Here is a 17,317-nt window from a genome sequence, read left to right as displayed (position 1 = left end):
TCGAATTGCCAATTAACTCGAGTCGCCTGCTTAGCTAAAATTATTGCAAATATTGATTTTTGAGAATGTCATCCTGAGCAAAGCGAAGGATCTGTCCAATTTATGATTTTAGCTAAAAATGCTTGCTGGACAGATTCTTCGGGTTAAAACCCTCAGAATGACAATTTGTATAGATAAATTAATTGGCGACCGTGATTAATTAAATTTACACGTCATTGCGAAGGGTACCCACTTTTTTGATTAATTATCAAAAAAGGAGGGGGCAGCCAAAGCACTCTACGAAGCAATCCATTTTATTTTTTATAGATTGCTTCGCTCTGCTCGCAATGACAATTTTGGCGATTTAGCAATTCGAATTAAATAATTAAGCTTATCAAAAAAATTGTTTATATATTTTTTCATGCAAATTTTTTCAGTGTAGTAAAATATATATTATGAACACTTACACTCCAACTAAAAAAGAATACAAAACAGCTATAAGAGAAGTTGATTTAAACGGCTTGAAAGTCGGAGGAGAAAGTTCTCTGAATTTTTTGCATTCGGAAACTAATAACACCTCCAAGCCTCTTATAGTTTGCGAAATTCCGACTAATATCCTTCCAAATTATCCGACTTTATTAAAAAATTTCTGGGGAGAAAATATCTATAATCCCGTTGAATGCGTTAAATCAGCTTTAAAAAAAGATTTTTCTGCACTCGCTGTTAAATTTAATATAGAAAACTGCGAGAATATTGATTTTGAGATCGAAAAAAGTAAAGAACAGCTCAAAGAAATCCTAAAATTGACAGATTTGCCGCTATTTTTAATCGGAACATTCAGGCGTGAAGTAGATGCAAAGCTTTTACCCGAGCTCGCAAAAACTGCCGACAGAAAATGCACAATAGGCGCTGTAGAAGAAGAAAATTTCAGGCAAATCGCCCCTATTATAAAAGAATGCGGTCACAATATTATTGCAAGAACCCCAATAGACATAAATTTGACAAAACAGCTCAATATTCTTCTTACAGAACTTGGGTTTGATGCTGATAAAATAATAATTGATCCAAATACAGGCGGTCTTGGCTACGGATTAGATTATGCATACAGTATTATTGAAAGAATTAAACAGGCAGCGCTCCAGGGCGATACAATGCTCAACATGCCGGTAATTGCATTTGTCGGAGAAGAAGCCTGGAAAACTAAAGAAGCGAAATCAAATAACGTTCCTTCAGAATGGGGCGACTTAACGACAAGGGCTATATCTTGGGAAAGCATAACAGCAACATCAATGCTGGTTTCAGGAGCAAATATTACCGTTATGCGTCATCCTGAAGCAATTAATTATGTTCAAGGCTTTATTGACAAAACATATCAGGACTAAAAACGATGAAACTTACAGGATTACAAATATTTAAATACCTGCCAGGCGGAAAAAAAGAACCGAATGCAAACTGCAAAAAATGCAGCTTCCCGACCTGTATGGCTTTTGCGATGAAGCTTGCCAAAAACGAAACGTCTATCGATAAATGCGAATTTATAACAGACGAATTGCGTTCAACTTTTGAAGAAGCAAATCAGATACAACAGGCAGAAATAGAGTTTGGAAGCTCAGAGAACCTTCTTAAAATCGGAAATGAAACAGTAATGTTCCGGCATGACAAAAAATTTGTAAATTCCACCTGTATAGCTGTAAAGCTTGAAAGTTCAGATGAAAATTTTGATGAAAAACTTAATAAAATTTCTAATTATTGCGTTGAACGGGTTGGAGAAGATTTAAAAATAAGCGCTGTAGCTCTTATTGACTCCGATGAAACTTATGAAAACAAAGCTAAAAAACTTGCTGAATCCAAATTTCCGATGATTTTGGTGAGTGAAAATATTGAAAAAATAAAAAAAATACTCGATGAGATTAAGGATTCAAAACCATTAATCTCAATAAAAAACGCTTTACCTCAGGAAATAGCCGAAATAGAAAAAAAATATAATGTTCCTGTAGTTGTATCGGGAAGTTCTATACAGGAATTAGCAGATATTTCTTCTAAACTTGTTGAAGTCAATGCACAAAACATAGTTTTAAGCCTTAACAACCAGTCACAGAAAAGCCTTATAGAAAATCTTACTCATATAAGACGGTCTGCTATTGATGACAAATTTAAACCATTAGGCTTCCCTGTAATGATGTTTACAGAAGATATTACGGATTTATCAGACGATTTGATAGAGCAGGGTATATGGGCATCTGCTTTACTTTGTAAATACGCAAATTTAATAGTTTTAGAAAACTTTGATGAAGCTATAGCTTATTCTTTGCTTACGCTAAGACAAAATATCTACACAGACCCAGAAAAACCACTTCAAATAGACGCAAAACTCTACCCAATAGGCGAAACTGATGAAAACTCTCCGGTAATAGCTACAACAAACTTTGCTTTGACCTATTTTACCGTGGTTGGCGAAATTGAAGCTTCGAATATTCCGTCATATCTTGTAATTACTCCATCAGACGGGATGAGCGTACTTACAGCGTGGTCTGCCGACAAATTCAACGGTGAAATAATAGCAAAAGCCATAAAAAATTACGAAATTGAAAATATTGTTAAACATAGAAAACTTATAATTCCCGGCTATGTTTATTCTTTAAAAGAAGAAATTGAAGACGAATTGCCTGATTGGGAAGTTGTAATCGGTGCAAACGAAGCTGTTGATATAGTTGATTTCTTAAGAAGCTACCAAAAACAGCAAGCATCAAGCAAAACTACAGAACAACAAGTCAAACAACAATAAAACAAGCTTATTTATAATTTTAAAAGTTTATTATGACGGACATAAAAGTTGTTTCGAGGGGCTTCTTCTTTTTATCAAATCAACAAAAGCTTCCAGTCTGGTTACAAAACCGACTCTTCCTGTATATTCATCCATAACAAGAGATAAAATAGGAATATCCTTTTCTCTTCTTACATTTGGAAGTATATTTTGAGCAATTATTTCCGGCATGCAGGTAAACGGGGAAAGATGAATTATGCCGTCAGTATTTGACGATGCGGCTATAGAGGCATCACCTATAGATTCAACAGCATCACCGCCAATATCTCTTTTTATAAATTCCTGAGCGAATCTATGGGTTTTTTCGCTGTGTGACTCACTAAACTTCAATATGGACGGATATATACTTCTGTCAATCCAGTCTGATAAATTAATTTGCCTGTGAACCTGCACACCGAGCCTGCCAAGTTCTTTTTCTATTTCCATATTGGAAAATCTATCCAGTACAATATAAATTTCGCCTGTTATATCAACATTCAAAACTTGTTTTGTTGAATCTATTTCTACACTTGAAATGGATTCAACACCAAATTTAAGGGCTTCATTGCATTCTTTAATAGTTAGAGCCTGATCAACAAGATTTATAGCCTTTTTATAGTGTTTGTCGGCACTGCCTGTTATAACTTCTCTGGCCCTGTAATAACTGAGCAATTTATCAAATTTATCAGCAATTTTAATCTTCAAAACACCTACTCTTACTGCATAAATAAGATCTAAAGGGTTTCCGTTGCCTGTTACGTATTTAAATCCGGAATAAATCTCAAATAATTTTCCTTTGTAAAGATCAAAATTAACAAATTCGACATTATTATATCCCAGATCGGTCAAAGCGGTTCTTGCAATATCACTATACTGCCCCAGCCTGCACGTTCCCGGGCTGTCTATCATAAGTATAGCTTCAGCACCGGCCTCTATTGCTTCGATATAATTTCCAAGCACTAATTTGTAAGGAAGACAAATAGCTTCAGGACTGTATTTTGCCCCCAAAGACAGAGTCCTTTTGCTTGTATAAGGAGGCAGCACAACTTCGCCACCAAGAACCCTAATGGCTCCTGATACTCCAATTGCGAGATTTCCCATATGAGGAAAGGAAATTTTCAATTAAACCTCCGGTTAACACCTATTATTATTTAATTGTTTTTCCGAGTGCTTTAACCCGAAAAATCTCTTGATAACAAAGAATTTTCAATTTTACAAAATATTATCCGACTTTTATAATTGAATCCTGTGTATCAATTTCGTGTCTGTCAATGTCGATTTGAACCTGTCTATTAAGATTATCAATGATACTGGTTCTTTTCTTCCTGAAAAGCATATCGGTAAAGGCTTCTATTCTCGTTATAAACCCTGCTTCGCCTGTATGCTCGTCAACTGTAAGGTTAAGAAGCGGTTTTTGAAGGCGTTTTGAATATCTTGTAATTCTTTCAATCATCAAAGAATCCGGCCCGCAACCAAATGCGGTAAGTGTAAGAATACCGTCAATATTTTTATTTTTCATAAAACTGCCTGCCGCTCCTGAGATTTCAAGCTCATTTGCCCAGTAAAGATTGGTATTTAAAACTTTTAAGCCTTCTTGCATCTGCGCCTTTGAAAGATTTTCTGAAACGTAAGCTTTTACTCCGAGATTCTCAAGTTTTTTAAATATTTTCATACTCACATGGTCATCATAAAGATTATATCCGTGTGAAAGAACAGCAATACTTATAGGATAGTCATTTTTACGGCTTTTAATTACGACTTTTCCTTTTATAGCAGTTTCCATTGCTTCCATCGGATGCATTCCGTCTTTAGCCATACCGACATAATTATTTTGATATGACCATCCAACCTTTGAAGCTTGCTTAATAGCTTTTTTATCAGTTATTCCAAGAGGCGCAACTGATTCGTACAAATATTGATAAAGCCCCTGATTCTTTTCTGACTTATCTAAAGTCGGCTCAATAAGCAGAAAATCCTTTTTGACAACATTTCTTACCAGATCAGGAAGACCTCTGAGTTTTGAGCAATTATAAATTTTATGGTCTATTGACTGAATACTCGGTGAATAAATAATATCCACACCTTTTTTTTCTATTAAATTAAGCACATGCCCCATATATATCTTTACAGGAAGACATGTCTCGGAAACAACAAGCGCACTTCCTTCTGAAACAAGCTTTTTGTTTGTATTATCGGATAAAACAATCTCAATGCCGAGACTTCCAAAAAACCCGAACCAGAACGGGTAGTAATTATAATAACCTAACGCTCTGGGGATACCAATTTTCATTTATATATTCTCCTTGTACGGCTGTATTTTACGTTTAAATTATTTGTCATTTTGTGCAAGCGCATAACGCAATGCTTGAATGACAGTATGACTTGTTTTTTCTTTGTCTGCGAATAAGGTCTACAAAAGCCTCAAGTCTTGTAACCAGACCCGCTTTTCCTGTTTGTTCGTCCATAAGAAGGGAAATTACGGGAATATTTTCTTTTTTACTCACATTCGGAAGTATACATTGACTTACAATCTCCGGAATGCAGTTAAATGGTCCGACATGAACCACTCCGTCGATATTGCGTTCGGCTGCATATACAGTATCTCCGACTGTTTCTATGCATTCACCGCCAATAGGTCTTGTCAGGTATTTACCTGCGGTACGAATTGCTCTTTCTTTGTGGGTTTCGGTTTTTCTGTACCATTTAGGAATAAGTGTCTGATTTGTCCAGTCAGAAAGCATTATCTGCCTTTCGACTTCAACGCCTAAAAGCCCCAATTCCTTCTCAATGTTCATATTTGTAAACGGATCAAGGAGAACAAAAAATTCTCCGGTTATATAAACTTTTAAAACCTCTTTATTAGAATCAATTTTTATTGAATTATATTTGTTCATCGTTTCCTGAACTGCGTTTTTAACTTCCTCGACAGTAACAGCACTGTCTATTGAGCTTCTGCCGGAGAAATAAATCTTTTCTGCCATTCCTGTTTCTATTTCGCGTGGTCTAAGATAAAAAAGTTTTCTTTCAATTTCGTCCATAGCATCAAATTTAGCCAAACCAATTTTTATGCCCTTAAATGCATTGGAAATACTTTTATTTCCAGTCGCATAACCGAATTTTTTGACGATTTCCAGAAATTTTCCTTTATACATATCAAAAACGACCATTTCAAAATCGTATCCAAGCTCTTTTAACTTGGCTTCAGCCATTTTTGTATAATTTCCTAGACGACAGGTTCCCGGCGCGGAAAACATCAACAAAACATTAGCTCCGCCCTCCAACGCCTGAATATAATTTCCTAAATTGAGTTTATAAGGCAGGCAAACTGTTTCGGTGCTGTGTCTGGTTCCCAGAGAAAGAGCTTCTTTATTATTTTCGGGTGAAAGATAAAGATTGGCCCCCATAGCCTTTAAAACAGCGGTTACAGGAATCCTAATATTTCCCATTTGAGGAAATGCTACGATTTTTTCTTTTTCAGTTTTATTATTGTTATCTAATATCGGCATAAATAGGATCTTGACCTTCTACAGCTTCTGCTTTGCAGATACGCTTGCATGTTCCGCAATCTACACATTCTTCTTGTACGATTGAATATTTATTTTCATTTTTTACAACAGCGTCTACAGGGCAAGAATTATAGCAAACTCCGCATGAAACGCATCTATCCTGAATTATACTTCTTGGCATTTTAAGTACCTTTCGTTTATTTATTTTTACGTTTTTGAGAAAAACAAATTATTGATTACGATTATATAAAAACCAAACTAAGAAAAAATTAACACCTGAAATGTAACGAAAAATTTTACACTTCTAATTTTTCTTCTGTCAGATCCCTTACGGCTTCAACATTTTTTTGAAGCGCTGTCAAATCTTTTCCGCATTTACAGCCTCCATTACTTTCACATCCGCCATGAACGCCATCTACAGGGACATTGCTGCTGCAAAGAATCTTTCTGTCGTGGTAATATTCACCGGGGAGCGGAAATAATGTCATATAATAATCTTCTTGCCAATTCTTATCCATAACTCTGGCAACATCTTTGGAATATTCATCGATTTGTTGCATAATTTCAGGTTTTGTCAAGTAATCAGCCGCGCCTCTATGGGTTTCATAAGGCTTGAATTTTTTGTAATAGCCCCTTAACACCCATGGTCTGTCAACAATCATACACGGACGAAGTGAATTGCCGTCATAAGGTGCGCCTTTTCTGACTGCGCTCATAAAAGGACTCGCAAGAGCCTCGGTAAGAGTAGAAGTTTTAACATTATGAGTCGCAAGGTGAACAAATGTGCATGGTTCGCAATCACCTTTTGCATTAACGTGGAAATATTGTCTTCCTCCTGCGATACAGCCCATCATTTCAGGACCGTCGCCCCAGAAATCAACTGTCATCATAGGAAGTGTATTTCTTGTGTTATATACAGCCTGTTTAATCATTTCTCTTTGTTCTGCTGTAGGCATTAAAGACGGATCAGGATTTTCTCCAACAGGAACATAGTGGAAAACCCAGGTCCAGAGGCTTCCTTTATCGCTAAGCATCTTCATATATTCATCAGAAACTATTTCTTCTGCGCTTTCTCTTGTTGCGGCAAGACTTACTCCGAAGAAAACTCCTTCTTTTTTGAGTAAATCCATTTTTTCCATTACTGTTTTATAAGCACCTTCGCCTCTGACTTTGTCTGTAGCTTCTTCCCATCCGCCAAGACTGAACATAGGCGCAACGTTGCCCAGTTTTTTAATTTGTTTAATTTTTTCTTCCGTTAACAAAGCACCGTTTGTAAAAACAAGGAAAATGCAGTCAGGATACTGCTCGCACAATTCCAGAAAATCTTTTCTGATAAAAGGTTCTCCGCCAACTATAGGAAACATGTGGATACCCATTTCATTTCTGGCTTCGTCAAAGACTTTTTTCCATTGTTCAAAAGACATATCTTCTTTTACTTCGTAATTATGCGCCCAACAACCTGCGCAGTTGTAATTACAATGCTGTGTAATGCTTGCCAGCAAAACAGTAGGCGGATAGAAATCATTTTTCTTGAAGAATTGCGCTCTTTTTCTTTGATTATCGCCATAATAGCCATGAACAAAGAAATTCAGAAGAAATTTATTTCTGCAGTTTGGATCTAATTCGTTAATAATTTTTTGCCACCAGCCCAAATGAGCATGTTCTGTCTCAAAAAGCCATCTCATTCTTCTGGCATGTCTTACTGATCCTTCTGAACCGGCAATTTTTTCGAATAATTTTGTTAAACCTATTAAATTATTTTTACTTGAAGTCCCTATCAAATTAAGAATTTGTCCGATAACAAATTCGCTTCCCATTTGTTTAATCTGATCTATATAGCCTCTGCCTTCTCTAGCTTTCCACATTAAATCCTGCGGTAAAACTCTCATAATATCTCTCCTTTATTAAAAATTTTATTAAAATATTAAGCTTTTTAATTTATAAGTACGATACCAATTAAACACAAAAACAAGACAAATACTTAGAAAAACCCTAATTATTAATAAATGTAACGAGCTAATTCCCCTGTTAGCAAGGATATTATCCAGTTGGAATTTCTATGAAGTTATGTGAAAAATCTAAAGAAAAAAATGCTTGTTTTTTCTTTCACGAAACTTGTATCAGAAAGAAACTAAAATTAATTATTAATCAGGGCAACCCCCGGAAAGGCAAAAATATGAACGTTGGATTCACTCCTCAACTCAGCACTCAAAACCTTAAATTGATAAACAACGGAAAACAACAGCTCGGATTTGGTATATCTACAGACGCACTGGAAGATCAGATTATATTGAAGCGGTGCCATGCAAAGGCGGCGGATGGAGAGGATTATTAAAAGGAATACACAACTATTTTGGTGTTAACGGCGAGAGTATTTCAGTGTATAGCAAGAACTTTAAAGGTTTATTATCTAAAATCGCAAAAACTATACCTGATGGCAGTTCATTACAAGAGATGACTCACAGACAAGATTAACTTGAAATTAAAATAAAAATAAAAAGAGGCTGCCAATACGTCAGCTTCTTTTTGTTAGACATAACACTTCAATTGCCAATTAATTTTCTTATTGTCATGTTGAGCAAAGCGAAACATCTGTCCCTTTTGGGTTTTAAGCTTAAATACTTTTTTGGACAGATTCTTCGGGCTTTAGCCCTCAGAATGACAATACCAATATTCATTTAGATTTCGACTACAAGCAATTCGGGTATAACCAAATCTGAAATCTTAAATGTTAAGAATGTAACAAAAAAAATTTTCTATTATTACTATTTACGCTCTATCTTTTTAAAAAAAATTGATTTTTTTTATCAAAGTTACTATCAACATTTTTTTTTACGGACATTTATATAGTTAGAAATAAAAAATTAAATTCATAGTTAATTTAATTAGTATTGTTTACGTAAAATCACAGAAAGGACACAAAAAACATGAACTCAATTTCTTTTACCGCAGGCGGTTTTAAACCTGCATTGAGAGACGGACAAAAAGCTACACTTCAACAAGCCAGCGCACTTGTTGAAAACGCAGCTAAAGCTTTGCAATCATCAAATGGTGCCGTTGCAATAGCTAAAGAACAAAGAACAAGTACTTTAACAGCAGGACTGAAAGCAGTTGTAGAACCATTAGTTGCTGCTTATAATCAAGGCCGTCAAGTTGTTCAAGAAGCTAAAGCAGCAAGACAAGAAGCTAAAGCGCAATTAAAAGGTGCTGCTAAAGTAGCTAAAGTCATACAAAACGAAATTAAAGGTCAACAAAGAGCACAAACATTAGACAACTTAAAAATAGCAGGAAAACAAGCTGTTTATGAAGCTCAAATCGGTCAGCCTAGTACAAAATTCGAAGGTTTAGAATTATTACAAAAAAGACAAAACCTCGTAGCTAAACAGGCAGCTGAATTAGCTGAAGTAGATGCAAAAATCGCTCCATATAAAGCATAAAAATAAAAATAACCGAACAATTAAAAACTCATCTTCTATTCGGAAGATGAGTTTTTTGTAAAGATTTTGATAAATTTTTGTGTTTACTGAAAAAATCCTATATTCTACAATTACAAGGTCAATTGAAGCCAAATGCTAAAATAACAGGACAGGTCATGGATAAAATTTCCCAGAATTATAATATTGTGATAGTTGACGATGAACCCATTGTAACGTCTAATCTCAAAACATTTATTCATGTAAATTTCGACTATTTAGATTGTGTGTTAAAAATCCTTCTAAAAGTGTTTCTGGTTTTTACTTTTTCATATCGCTTTACCCATAAGCCTGAATATTGTCAACATTAACTTTTAATTTTGCTTGTGCTAAATCATACTGTGTTTGCATATTTACCCAAAATTCAGGAGAAGTATTAAAGGCTTTAGAAAGTTTTAATGACATTTCTGCTGTTATTCCAGCATGACCTTTTATTATCCTGAATAATATTTGCCTGCTTACACCTATTCTCAAAGCTAATTCTGCAACACTTATTTCAAGTGCGTCAATATCTTCTTTAATTAATAATCCAGGGTGTGCAGGATTCTTCATTTGCATAATATATTTATACCTCCATTAATGATAATCTTCGTAATCTAAAATATATGCGCTTCCGTTTTCAAATTTGAAAGTTATTCTCCAGTTTGCTCTCACAGTTATAGCCCATATTCCTTCTCTATTGCCTTTAAGTCGATGAAGGCTAAAGCTTGGTCTATTTAAATCTGCAATATCGGTAGCCATATTTATAGAAGAAAGTATAAGCCTGCATTTTTCGATATGTTCAGGCAGTATTCCTGAAAAATCATCTTTCAAAAAGGCTTTCTTTAATTTGTTGTTTTTAAAACTTTTTATCATGATTAATATATTAAACTGTAAATTTACAGTTGTCAATTATAAGTAAAAACATTTATTTAATTAACCCGAATCTCTAGATAATTCGGAAGATGAGTTTTTTGTAAAGATTTTGATAAATTTTTGTGTTTACTGAAAAAATCCTATATTCTACAATTACAAGGTCGATTGAAGCCAAATGCTAAAATAACAGGATAGGTCATGGATAAGATTTCTCAGAATTATAATATTGTGATAGTTGACGATGAACCCATTGTAACGTCTAATCTGAAAACATTATTGAGGCTGGAGAATTATCCGTCGCCAAATACTTTTAATTCTCCGACAGAAGCGCTTGAATATATCAGAAATAATAAGATAGACTTAGTAATTTCTGATTTTTTTATGCCCGAAATGAACGGCATCGAATTTCTTAAAGAAGTTAAAAAAACATCTCCACGTTCAACATTAATTTTACTCACGGGTTATGCGGACAAAGAAAATGCTATTAAGGCTATAAACGAAGTCGGGCTGTACAGATACCTCGAAAAACCATGGGATAACGAAGACCTGCTGTTATGTATAAAAAATGGTCTTGAAAGAAGCGATTTTATTGCACAGCAGGAACTTGAACGATTACGTGATGATTTTATCGCTACTCTTACGCATGACTTAAGAACTCCGCTTTTAGCGGCTATACAGACATTAAAGTTTTTCGTGGACGGGACTCTCGGAGAACTCAAAGAAAAACAAAGAACATTCCTCGAAACTATGATTCTAAGCAATCAAGACATGCTCGGACTTGTAAATGCCCTTCTGGAAGTTTACAAATACGAATCAGGGCAGTTATTTCTCTGCAAAGACAATTTTGTTTTTGCAGACTTAGTTGACCAGTGTTCTAGAGAAGTTGAGTCTTTGTTAGTCCAAAAAAATCTTAAATTAATTATCAACGGTTTTTCAAATGAACGAATATACGGAGATAAACAGGAAATCAAAAGAGTTATCGCCAATTTTTTAGGAAATGCAATAAAACATACTCATCAAAATGGTGAAATCAGGATAATAGCTGATTTTAATGACGAAAACACAATAATTTCCGTAGAAGATACAGGTATAGGGATACCCAAAAATGATATTCCAAAACTATTCAAACGTTTTTCGCAAGGTACAGGAACAAAACGTTCAACCAGCACAGGGCTTGGTCTATATCTAAGCCGTCAAATTATTGAAGCGCATGGAGGAAAAGTCTGGCTGGAAAGTGAAGTTAACGTTGGAAGCAAATTCAAATTCAGCATTCCGCGAGAATCTTTCGAAGAAACACAAAATGCCGCATGTCCCTGCGAAGCGCAGCAGTAATTTTATCCTGCGTATAAAAGAGACAAGTTCTTCGAGTCGATTAAAATAACATAATCAAGGTAAATACAAAAAAAAAGGAAATTAACAAATGTCTATTAAAGTTTTGCTTGTAGAAGATCATACTATGACAAGAATGGGACTTCAGCTTGTTCTCGAGAAAGTTGAAGACATAAATGTTATAGGAGAAGCTGACGACGGAGAAAAAGCCGTTGAAATGGCAAAAGAATTGACCCCTGATGTAATTTTAATGGACATAGGACTTCCGGGAATCGACGGAATTGAAGCAACTCAAAAAATAAAAGATTTAAAAATTCCCTCAAATATCCTTGTATTCACATCAAGAGATAATGAGCAGGATATTTTTGCAGCACTGGGAGCAGGTGCAACAGGTTATATAATGAAAGGCGCAAGTCCTGAGCAGATTGTTTCTTCTATACGTGCTATCAATGAAGGTACAGCATGGCTTGATCCCGCAATAGCAAAAGTTGTTTTAAGAAAACTAACACAAAAATCCCAAACCACTAATTATCCGTCAAAAAATCCGAGCAAAGCTGCTCTCGCGGCAGGATTAACAGAAAGAGAAATGGAAGTTTTAGGCTTGATAGTGGAAGGTCTTTCAAATGCCATGATTGCCGAACGGTTATTTATAACCCGCGCAACTGCAAAAGCACATGTACACAGTATTTTACAAAAGTTATGTGTTGATGACAGGACTCAAGCAGCAGTGACAGCTATGAAAGAAGGTCTTGTATAAAAAAGATCAGAGTTACATAAAAAAAAGAGGCTGTAGCCTCTTTTTTTTTATTATCTTGTTTATCTTACGTTAACATTTTTTATATCAATTTCATTAGAATCTTTTTTATCATTATGTATTTGGTCACACTTGGATTCTATTAAGTCCAATGTTGCAGGGATTGTGCTTTTAGCTGCTTCAGGGGACTTGACTTCATTATAACCAAAATCAGTTAAAGGCAAAGTTGCATCTTGCTCAAACCAGAGATTTTTCAAAAACTTTACAATTTTCCAATGAGGTTTACTTAGCGCAACAGTCTTACCTTCAGTTCTATCTTTTTGAAGATTTATCATTCTTACAAGTTCCGGAGAATGTCCATGATCTATTAAATATTTTTCCGATGTATAATCTACAGAACCTAAAGCAAATGACGGACTGCTGTTAAAATTTCCTATAGCTACTGCTGAAATTAAAACTAAAAATATTTTCAAACGCATATAATCTTCTCCATTAAACAATTAACTTTTATTATAATCGCATTTATGATTTTAGAGAACAACTTTTTAAATAAAAAGATATTTTTTATTTATTTTCAAGATAATCTTTGCAGATACTGTTGGTTTTTATGCTCTTAATAAGGATTTTTTCCAGTTCCTCTACAGTTACAGCTTTATCTTCGGCAATTTGAAGATCCTTCGCCTCTTTAGTCAAATCAGAGCTTAGTCTGTCCATTACTTTTTCAGACTCAAAACCGTGTTGTGCTATCGCCATTGCACTAACTTCATTTAAAACATCATAAATAAACGCTGCCTTGGATGTATCTCCATTATAACTCGATAAATTTCCTGCTCTTCTGAATTCATCGACCGCTTCATCATACTTGCCTTTCTGTCTTAAAAGAATGGCAAAGTTGTAATAAGATTCATAATTAAGCGGGGCAATAAGCATAGCATGGCAATACCCGCCAAGTGCTTCCGAATACATATCCAAAAGATGATAAGTCAAAGCAAGATTGTATTGAGCATCATAATTCTTTGGCTTAAGAGCAAGTGCTTGCTTGTAACAATCAACCGATTTCATAAGAAAATCATGCGCTTCAACAGAATCTAAGCCATAAAGCAATGATTTGTCTCTATACGCCAAACCCATATTATAATAAGCTATTGCCTTTTCATCTTTTATTAACGCGGCATTATCATAGATAAAAGGGATTCTTATAAACGGGATTTTCACCATAGTAACTTTTTTATACTCATATATAGCCGCATCAATATCAGATCTTTCTTCTGAAAGAAGTATGCCGAGATTTATCCTTGCATTAAGATAATTCGGGTCATATAAAAGCGCCTTATTATAACAATCAATAGCACTGTCATAATCTTCATAAGCTACATATATATTGCCTAAATTATATCTGGCTTTAACATGCCCCGGATAAAGTTCTAACGCGCGTTTATAGTAATTTATAGATTCCTGATATTCATGTTTTTGCGAGAACTTATCTCCCATATAAACATAACAAAAAGCCCCTACGCGCTTAAAGTTAAGTAAAATAATTCCTGAAAACATAAAAAGAACAACCAGCAGTCCTACAAAAAAAGAAACACCGAATAGCTTTTCAAATGTTCTTTTTAGCTTTCTTAAAAATAATTCCATCTTTTATCTTTCAAATTTTTTCATATTTTAGTTAATCAGAAAACTACTTTTTCTTGAGTAGAAATTAAAAATATTATACCAGTATCAGACGAAATCGTTGCCTTTTATACTGAAACGAATTTATTTTTGATAAAACAGACAAAGCCTGCACATTTGCTAAAACGTCCATCAAATCAATATATACAGGCTTATCTAGGTTATAAGGTTAGTAACAAATAGCCTAATCGGGGAATTTATCTTTGAACGCAAACTTGGTTTTATAATATCAACACACGCATATATTCGACTCTTACCCAGACACGATCCAGCTATTAAACCGAGCATAGAGCTCGGTCTTTTTTTTTGTAAAAATGCAAACTTTAAAACTAAATAACTCGAATTGCTAAATCGCAAAAATCGTCATTGCGAGCGCAGAGAAGCAATATATAAAAACAAAATGGATTTCCGCGTCGAGTCTAAAGCCTTTCCTCTCAATAACCCGTAAATTTAATTAGCAACTCGAGTTAAATATACTTCTTTCAATAACGATTAATAAGAGCTTGAACTAACGACCAACGGGGTTTTAGTGAAATATTACAAAATATTAAATTTTTTTTATTTTTTGAATCAGAAAGCTTCTATTTGTTTTTATATTAATATAGAGGGTGTTTGATAAAAACAAAAAAATATTTTATGTGGAGGAGTCTAAACAAGATTTAAAAAACGAACAGCTGTAATGATTAATTCAAAATTAAAGAATTGCTTTATTAATGCTGAAAACAATGCGAATTTTAAAATGACAAGTTGATTATGAGTAGGGGTTTTTAAAAATAAGAGGAGGAGTCTTTATTATGATTAATTTTCCAACTTTCCAACAGTATTCACCAGTTTATCAAAAGAACTACAACAATTCCGGATCAAATTATGATTCTTTATCAAATTATTCAAACATTACAAATATTTTTAATAATAATGCTTTTGCATATCCGTCACCGATGTATCAACAGCAGCAACAACAGGATAATTCATCAGGATTTTTGCAAAAACTTGTTATGATGCTTTGCTCTACACTTTTAAACGGACAACAACAACCATATAATACAGGCAGAATGAATGCTGCTAAGGCTTCATCAACTTTGATGAATAACTTTGATCTTATAGACAGCCCTATGGGAGACGGTGTAGATGGTCAATCAAGTTGGAATGAAATGCAGTATGTTTCTGACCAGACTTCAGACCCTCAACTTAGAGCAGCCATAAAATGGTTTGATAACCATCCAAATGAATTTCACACAATGGAAAACTTAAACTCAGGCAGAAGAACTCTTAACGATAATATATTTACTGTAGATGAGCTTAGAAAATATACTAATGCGAAAAATGCAGCAGTATATTATTAACAGAAACCTTTCTGAAGAAGGAGCAAATAAATTTGATTTAAGCTATGCTTAACCGGCTATTATAAAGACTAAGACTCCTGAGGCATTGAGAAAACTCTTTGCCTCTTTTAATTTATATATTTTTAACGAGATAGGTCTTAGTTAACAAATTCCAAAAAATCACCAATATCAGTTTCTGTGTCTTTTATGACGCCTTCGTTTAATTCCACAACGCTGTAAGCTGAAAAACAAATCTCAGAAACACGCCATGCCGGCATGTTTTCTATCAAATAAACAACTTCATTTTTTTTATTTAGAAAAACAGCATCAAATTTAAATTTCATAAAAAAAGAATGAATGCCTGTACAGGGAATTATGTGCAAAGCTTCGCCTTTAGCAAAACTTTTCCTGCCTAAAAGACCTTTCATTCTGGTAAAAGGATTGTTGGCAATTTCCAGTTTATCTGCCAGTATTTTTTCATTTTTAATATTTAATAATTTCATAATAAATACTCTACAAAATACAGATTTAAATCACAATAACAATTTGTTATAATATAGTAAAAAAGAGAGTAATAGAAGCACTATAACTTTAAATAATTATTTTTTTCTTCTACTGCATAATTAGTCTAAAGTATCTTCAAAAATGATCGATAATAATATATATAATAAAAACAGCAAAATAAAACTTGAGGATACGGAAGAGCATGATTATTGAATTCAGAGTAAACGAAAACAGCACAGAAGCCGCATGGCTAAGAACTCTTTATGACTTAATCGACGAATTGAATTGCAGATGTAACACTTATCTCGAAGAATCCCATAATAAAAGTTTTAATAATTATTTAAGAACAAGAATTATCGAAGTTTATGGTTCTGCCACAATGATAGGCTGGCTAAAATTGCGCATGGAGAGATACAATCACTTTATAGATGCACACAATCAACCCATAATAAAAATTATTTCCAACTCAACGGAAGAACCTACCTAATTAAGCAACAAGCGCAACTTTAGATTCTATTCTCGTCAAAATTTCATCATTTGGCTCACAAATATCAAATATGATATTTAAACGGGTCTGAAATATTAATTGAGAAACATGATGTTGAAGATTATAAAGCTTAAGACCAACTTCATTATAAAAAGAAAATTTATAAAGTCCTAAAATCATTCCAAGCCCCACATCATTGATTTTTGAAAGCTGTCCCATATTTAAAAGAAATGTCTTACTTCCGTCATCTGCCAGCTCTTCCATTAAACTTTTTAATTTATCAATATTTTCTTTTTCAAACACATCTTTTGGCAAATTAATAATGCAATAATCATCAAACTTTGTGAAAGACCACTTCATAGAAAAACAACCCTCTCCAACCAAAATATTTCCTCGCTACTGAGTTTTTATATCCTTTTCAAAATCAAAATAAGAATAAAAAAATTGAGTGCAAAATCTAATTAATAAATTTACTCAACAAATCTATAGTAACAAGTTTTGTTGAATAGTTCAAAATTTTACTTTAATAAACCAACTTTTACTTTAAAAAATCACCGAAAAGCTTTATTTGCATGGATGATGCCTGTTTTAATATTTTGCAATCATAGGTTACATAACTTCATGAAGAAAT

General features: G+C 33.9%; 19 protein-coding genes. 8 read left to right on the top strand and 11 right to left on the bottom strand.

Going from position 1 to position 17,317, the window contains the following annotated elements; all coding sequences use genetic code 11:
• The first annotated feature begins 434 nt into the window (after positions 1-434).
• Together WCG23_06580 and acsC are read left to right on the top strand one after the other, a co-directional pair.
• On the top strand, positions 435-1,361 hold the full coding sequence (locus tag WCG23_06580) for an acetyl-CoA decarbonylase/synthase complex subunit delta (protein ID MEI8389536.1): 927 nt from the start codon (positions 435-437) through the stop codon (positions 1,359-1,361).
• Between the two features lie 5 nt (positions 1,362-1,366).
• Positions 1,367-2,764, top strand: a complete 1,398-nt coding sequence (gene acsC / locus WCG23_06575) for an acetyl-CoA decarbonylase/synthase complex subunit gamma (GenBank protein MEI8389535.1) — start codon at positions 1,367-1,369, stop codon at positions 2,762-2,764.
• 30 nt (positions 2,765-2,794) lie between these two features.
• Here the strand turns inward: acsC and WCG23_06570 are convergent, their stop codons facing one another.
• From WCG23_06570 to WCG23_06550, 5 genes are all read right to left on the bottom strand, one after another.
• Positions 2,795-3,904 (bottom strand): CoA protein activase, encoded by a 1,110-nt coding sequence (locus WCG23_06570; GenBank protein MEI8389534.1) that lies wholly within the window; start codon positions 3,902-3,904, stop codon positions 2,795-2,797.
• A 100-nt stretch (positions 3,905-4,004) separates the two neighbouring features.
• Positions 4,005-5,072 carry an acyl-CoA dehydratase activase-related protein gene (locus WCG23_06565; GenBank protein ID MEI8389533.1) on the bottom strand — a complete coding sequence of 356 codons (1,068 nt, stop codon included), beginning with the start codon at positions 5,070-5,072 and terminating at the stop codon, positions 4,005-4,007.
• A gap of 46 nt (positions 5,073-5,118) precedes the next feature.
• On the bottom strand, positions 5,119-6,288 hold the full coding sequence (locus WCG23_06560) for a 2-hydroxyacyl-CoA dehydratase (protein MEI8389532.1): 1,170 nt from the start codon (positions 6,286-6,288) through the stop codon (positions 5,119-5,121).
• Positions 6,272-6,469, bottom strand: a complete 198-nt coding sequence (locus WCG23_06555; protein ID MEI8389531.1) for a 4Fe-4S binding protein — start codon at positions 6,467-6,469, stop codon at positions 6,272-6,274. Before WCG23_06555 ends, WCG23_06560 begins: the two co-directional genes overlap by 17 nt.
• A gap of 115 nt (positions 6,470-6,584) precedes the next feature.
• The gene (locus WCG23_06550) at positions 6,585-8,177 is read right to left on the bottom strand and encodes a radical SAM protein (protein MEI8389530.1); all 1,593 of its coding nucleotides are present in this window, start codon (positions 8,175-8,177) and stop codon (positions 6,585-6,587) included.
• Between the two features lie 287 nt (positions 8,178-8,464).
• On the opposite strand from WCG23_06550, the gene WCG23_06545 reads away from it, so the two are divergent.
• Both WCG23_06545 and WCG23_06540 read left to right on the top strand, forming a co-directional pair.
• The gene (locus tag WCG23_06545) at positions 8,465-8,623 is read left to right on the top strand and encodes a hypothetical protein (GenBank protein ID MEI8389529.1); all 159 of its coding nucleotides are present in this window, start codon (positions 8,465-8,467) and stop codon (positions 8,621-8,623) included.
• A gap of 592 nt (positions 8,624-9,215) precedes the next feature.
• Positions 9,216-9,725, top strand: coding sequence for a hypothetical protein (locus WCG23_06540; protein MEI8389528.1), 510 nt, complete (start codon positions 9,216-9,218; stop codon positions 9,723-9,725).
• A 315-nt stretch (positions 9,726-10,040) separates the two neighbouring features.
• Here the strand turns inward: WCG23_06540 and WCG23_06535 are convergent, their stop codons facing one another.
• Positions 10,041-10,319, bottom strand: coding sequence for a HigA family addiction module antitoxin (locus tag WCG23_06535; GenBank protein ID MEI8389527.1), 279 nt, complete (start codon positions 10,317-10,319; stop codon positions 10,041-10,043).
• An 18-nt stretch (positions 10,320-10,337) separates the two neighbouring features.
• Positions 10,338-10,616, bottom strand: coding sequence for a type II toxin-antitoxin system RelE/ParE family toxin (locus WCG23_06530; protein MEI8389526.1), 279 nt, complete (start codon positions 10,614-10,616; stop codon positions 10,338-10,340).
• Between the two features lie 198 nt (positions 10,617-10,814).
• Between WCG23_06530 and WCG23_06525 the strand changes: the two genes are divergently transcribed.
• Both WCG23_06525 and WCG23_06520 read left to right on the top strand, forming a co-directional pair.
• The gene (locus WCG23_06525) at positions 10,815-11,948 is read left to right on the top strand and encodes a hybrid sensor histidine kinase/response regulator (GenBank protein MEI8389525.1); all 1,134 of its coding nucleotides are present in this window, start codon (positions 10,815-10,817) and stop codon (positions 11,946-11,948) included.
• Between the two features lie 88 nt (positions 11,949-12,036).
• Complete coding sequence (locus WCG23_06520) at positions 12,037-12,702, top strand: response regulator transcription factor (protein MEI8389524.1); 666 nt, start codon at positions 12,037-12,039, stop codon at positions 12,700-12,702.
• A gap of 59 nt (positions 12,703-12,761) precedes the next feature.
• Here WCG23_06520 and WCG23_06515 read toward each other — a convergent pair whose 3' ends face one another.
• Both WCG23_06515 and WCG23_06510 read right to left on the bottom strand, forming a co-directional pair.
• Positions 12,762-13,178 (bottom strand): hypothetical protein, encoded by a 417-nt coding sequence (locus tag WCG23_06515; protein MEI8389523.1) that lies wholly within the window; start codon positions 13,176-13,178, stop codon positions 12,762-12,764.
• Positions 13,179-13,263: 85 nt separating this feature from the next.
• On the bottom strand, positions 13,264-14,337 hold the full coding sequence (locus tag WCG23_06510) for a tetratricopeptide repeat protein (GenBank protein ID MEI8389522.1): 1,074 nt from the start codon (positions 14,335-14,337) through the stop codon (positions 13,264-13,266).
• A gap of 830 nt (positions 14,338-15,167) precedes the next feature.
• Between WCG23_06510 and WCG23_06505 the strand changes: the two genes are divergently transcribed.
• Entirely contained in the window at positions 15,168-15,716 is a 549-nt protein-coding gene (locus tag WCG23_06505; protein ID MEI8389521.1) for a hypothetical protein, read from the top strand.
• A gap of 137 nt (positions 15,717-15,853) precedes the next feature.
• Here WCG23_06505 and WCG23_06500 read toward each other — a convergent pair whose 3' ends face one another.
• Entirely contained in the window at positions 15,854-16,198 is a 345-nt protein-coding gene (locus WCG23_06500) for a DUF192 domain-containing protein (protein ID MEI8389520.1), read from the bottom strand.
• 203 nt (positions 16,199-16,401) lie between these two features.
• On the opposite strand from WCG23_06500, the gene WCG23_06495 reads away from it, so the two are divergent.
• Complete coding sequence (locus WCG23_06495) at positions 16,402-16,686, top strand: hypothetical protein (GenBank protein MEI8389519.1); 285 nt, start codon at positions 16,402-16,404, stop codon at positions 16,684-16,686.
• On the opposite strand, the gene WCG23_06490 is transcribed toward WCG23_06495, so the two are convergent.
• Positions 16,687-17,046: an STAS domain-containing protein gene (locus tag WCG23_06490; GenBank protein MEI8389518.1), complete on the bottom strand. Its 360-nt coding sequence runs from the start codon at positions 17,044-17,046 to the stop codon at positions 16,687-16,689.
• Positions 17,047-17,317 lie beyond the last annotated feature (271 nt).

This window comes from bacterium, from assembly GCA_037147175.1.
Lineage (GTDB): Bacteria > Cyanobacteriota > Vampirovibrionia > Gastranaerophilales > UBA9971 > UBA9971.
Note: the sequence above shows the minus strand (reverse complement) of the source record. Positions and strands in the feature narration are given on the sequence as shown.

What these genes read in the sequence shown, in the direction of transcription:
- WCG23_06500 (MEI8389520.1), bottom strand. Translation starts at nt 16,198, where the DNA reads ATGAAATTATTAAATATTAAAAATGAAAAAATACTGGCAGATAAACTG.
- WCG23_06515 (MEI8389523.1), bottom strand. Translation starts at nt 13,178, where the DNA reads ATGCGTTTGAAAATATTTTTAGTTTTAATTTCAGCAGTAGCTATAGGA.
- WCG23_06550 (MEI8389530.1), bottom strand. Translation starts at nt 8,177, where the DNA reads ATGAGAGTTTTACCGCAGGATTTAATGTGGAAAGCTAGAGAAGGCAGA.
- WCG23_06505 (MEI8389521.1), top strand. Translation starts at nt 15,168, where the DNA reads ATGATTAATTTTCCAACTTTCCAACAGTATTCACCAGTTTATCAAAAG.
- WCG23_06545 (MEI8389529.1), top strand. Translation starts at nt 8,465, where the DNA reads ATGAACGTTGGATTCACTCCTCAACTCAGCACTCAAAACCTTAAATTG.
- WCG23_06490 (MEI8389518.1), bottom strand. Translation starts at nt 17,046, where the DNA reads ATGAAGTGGTCTTTCACAAAGTTTGATGATTATTGCATTATTAATTTG.
- WCG23_06565 (MEI8389533.1), bottom strand. Translation starts at nt 5,072, where the DNA reads ATGAAAATTGGTATCCCCAGAGCGTTAGGTTATTATAATTACTACCCG.
- acsC (MEI8389535.1), top strand. Translation starts at nt 1,367, where the DNA reads ATGAAACTTACAGGATTACAAATATTTAAATACCTGCCAGGCGGAAAA.
- WCG23_06540 (MEI8389528.1), top strand. Translation starts at nt 9,216, where the DNA reads ATGAACTCAATTTCTTTTACCGCAGGCGGTTTTAAACCTGCATTGAGA.
- WCG23_06520 (MEI8389524.1), top strand. Translation starts at nt 12,037, where the DNA reads ATGTCTATTAAAGTTTTGCTTGTAGAAGATCATACTATGACAAGAATG.
- WCG23_06535 (MEI8389527.1), bottom strand. Translation starts at nt 10,319, where the DNA reads ATGCAAATGAAGAATCCTGCACACCCTGGATTATTAATTAAAGAAGAT.
- WCG23_06510 (MEI8389522.1), bottom strand. Translation starts at nt 14,337, where the DNA reads ATGGAATTATTTTTAAGAAAGCTAAAAAGAACATTTGAAAAGCTATTC.
- WCG23_06525 (MEI8389525.1), top strand. Translation starts at nt 10,815, where the DNA reads ATGGATAAGATTTCTCAGAATTATAATATTGTGATAGTTGACGATGAA.
- WCG23_06555 (MEI8389531.1), bottom strand. Translation starts at nt 6,469, where the DNA reads ATGCCAAGAAGTATAATTCAGGATAGATGCGTTTCATGCGGAGTTTGC.
- WCG23_06580 (MEI8389536.1), top strand. Translation starts at nt 435, where the DNA reads ATGAACACTTACACTCCAACTAAAAAAGAATACAAAACAGCTATAAGA.
- WCG23_06530 (MEI8389526.1), bottom strand. Translation starts at nt 10,616, where the DNA reads ATGATAAAAAGTTTTAAAAACAACAAATTAAAGAAAGCCTTTTTGAAA.
- WCG23_06495 (MEI8389519.1), top strand. Translation starts at nt 16,402, where the DNA reads ATGATTATTGAATTCAGAGTAAACGAAAACAGCACAGAAGCCGCATGG.
- WCG23_06560 (MEI8389532.1), bottom strand. Translation starts at nt 6,288, where the DNA reads ATGCCGATATTAGATAACAATAATAAAACTGAAAAAGAAAAAATCGTA.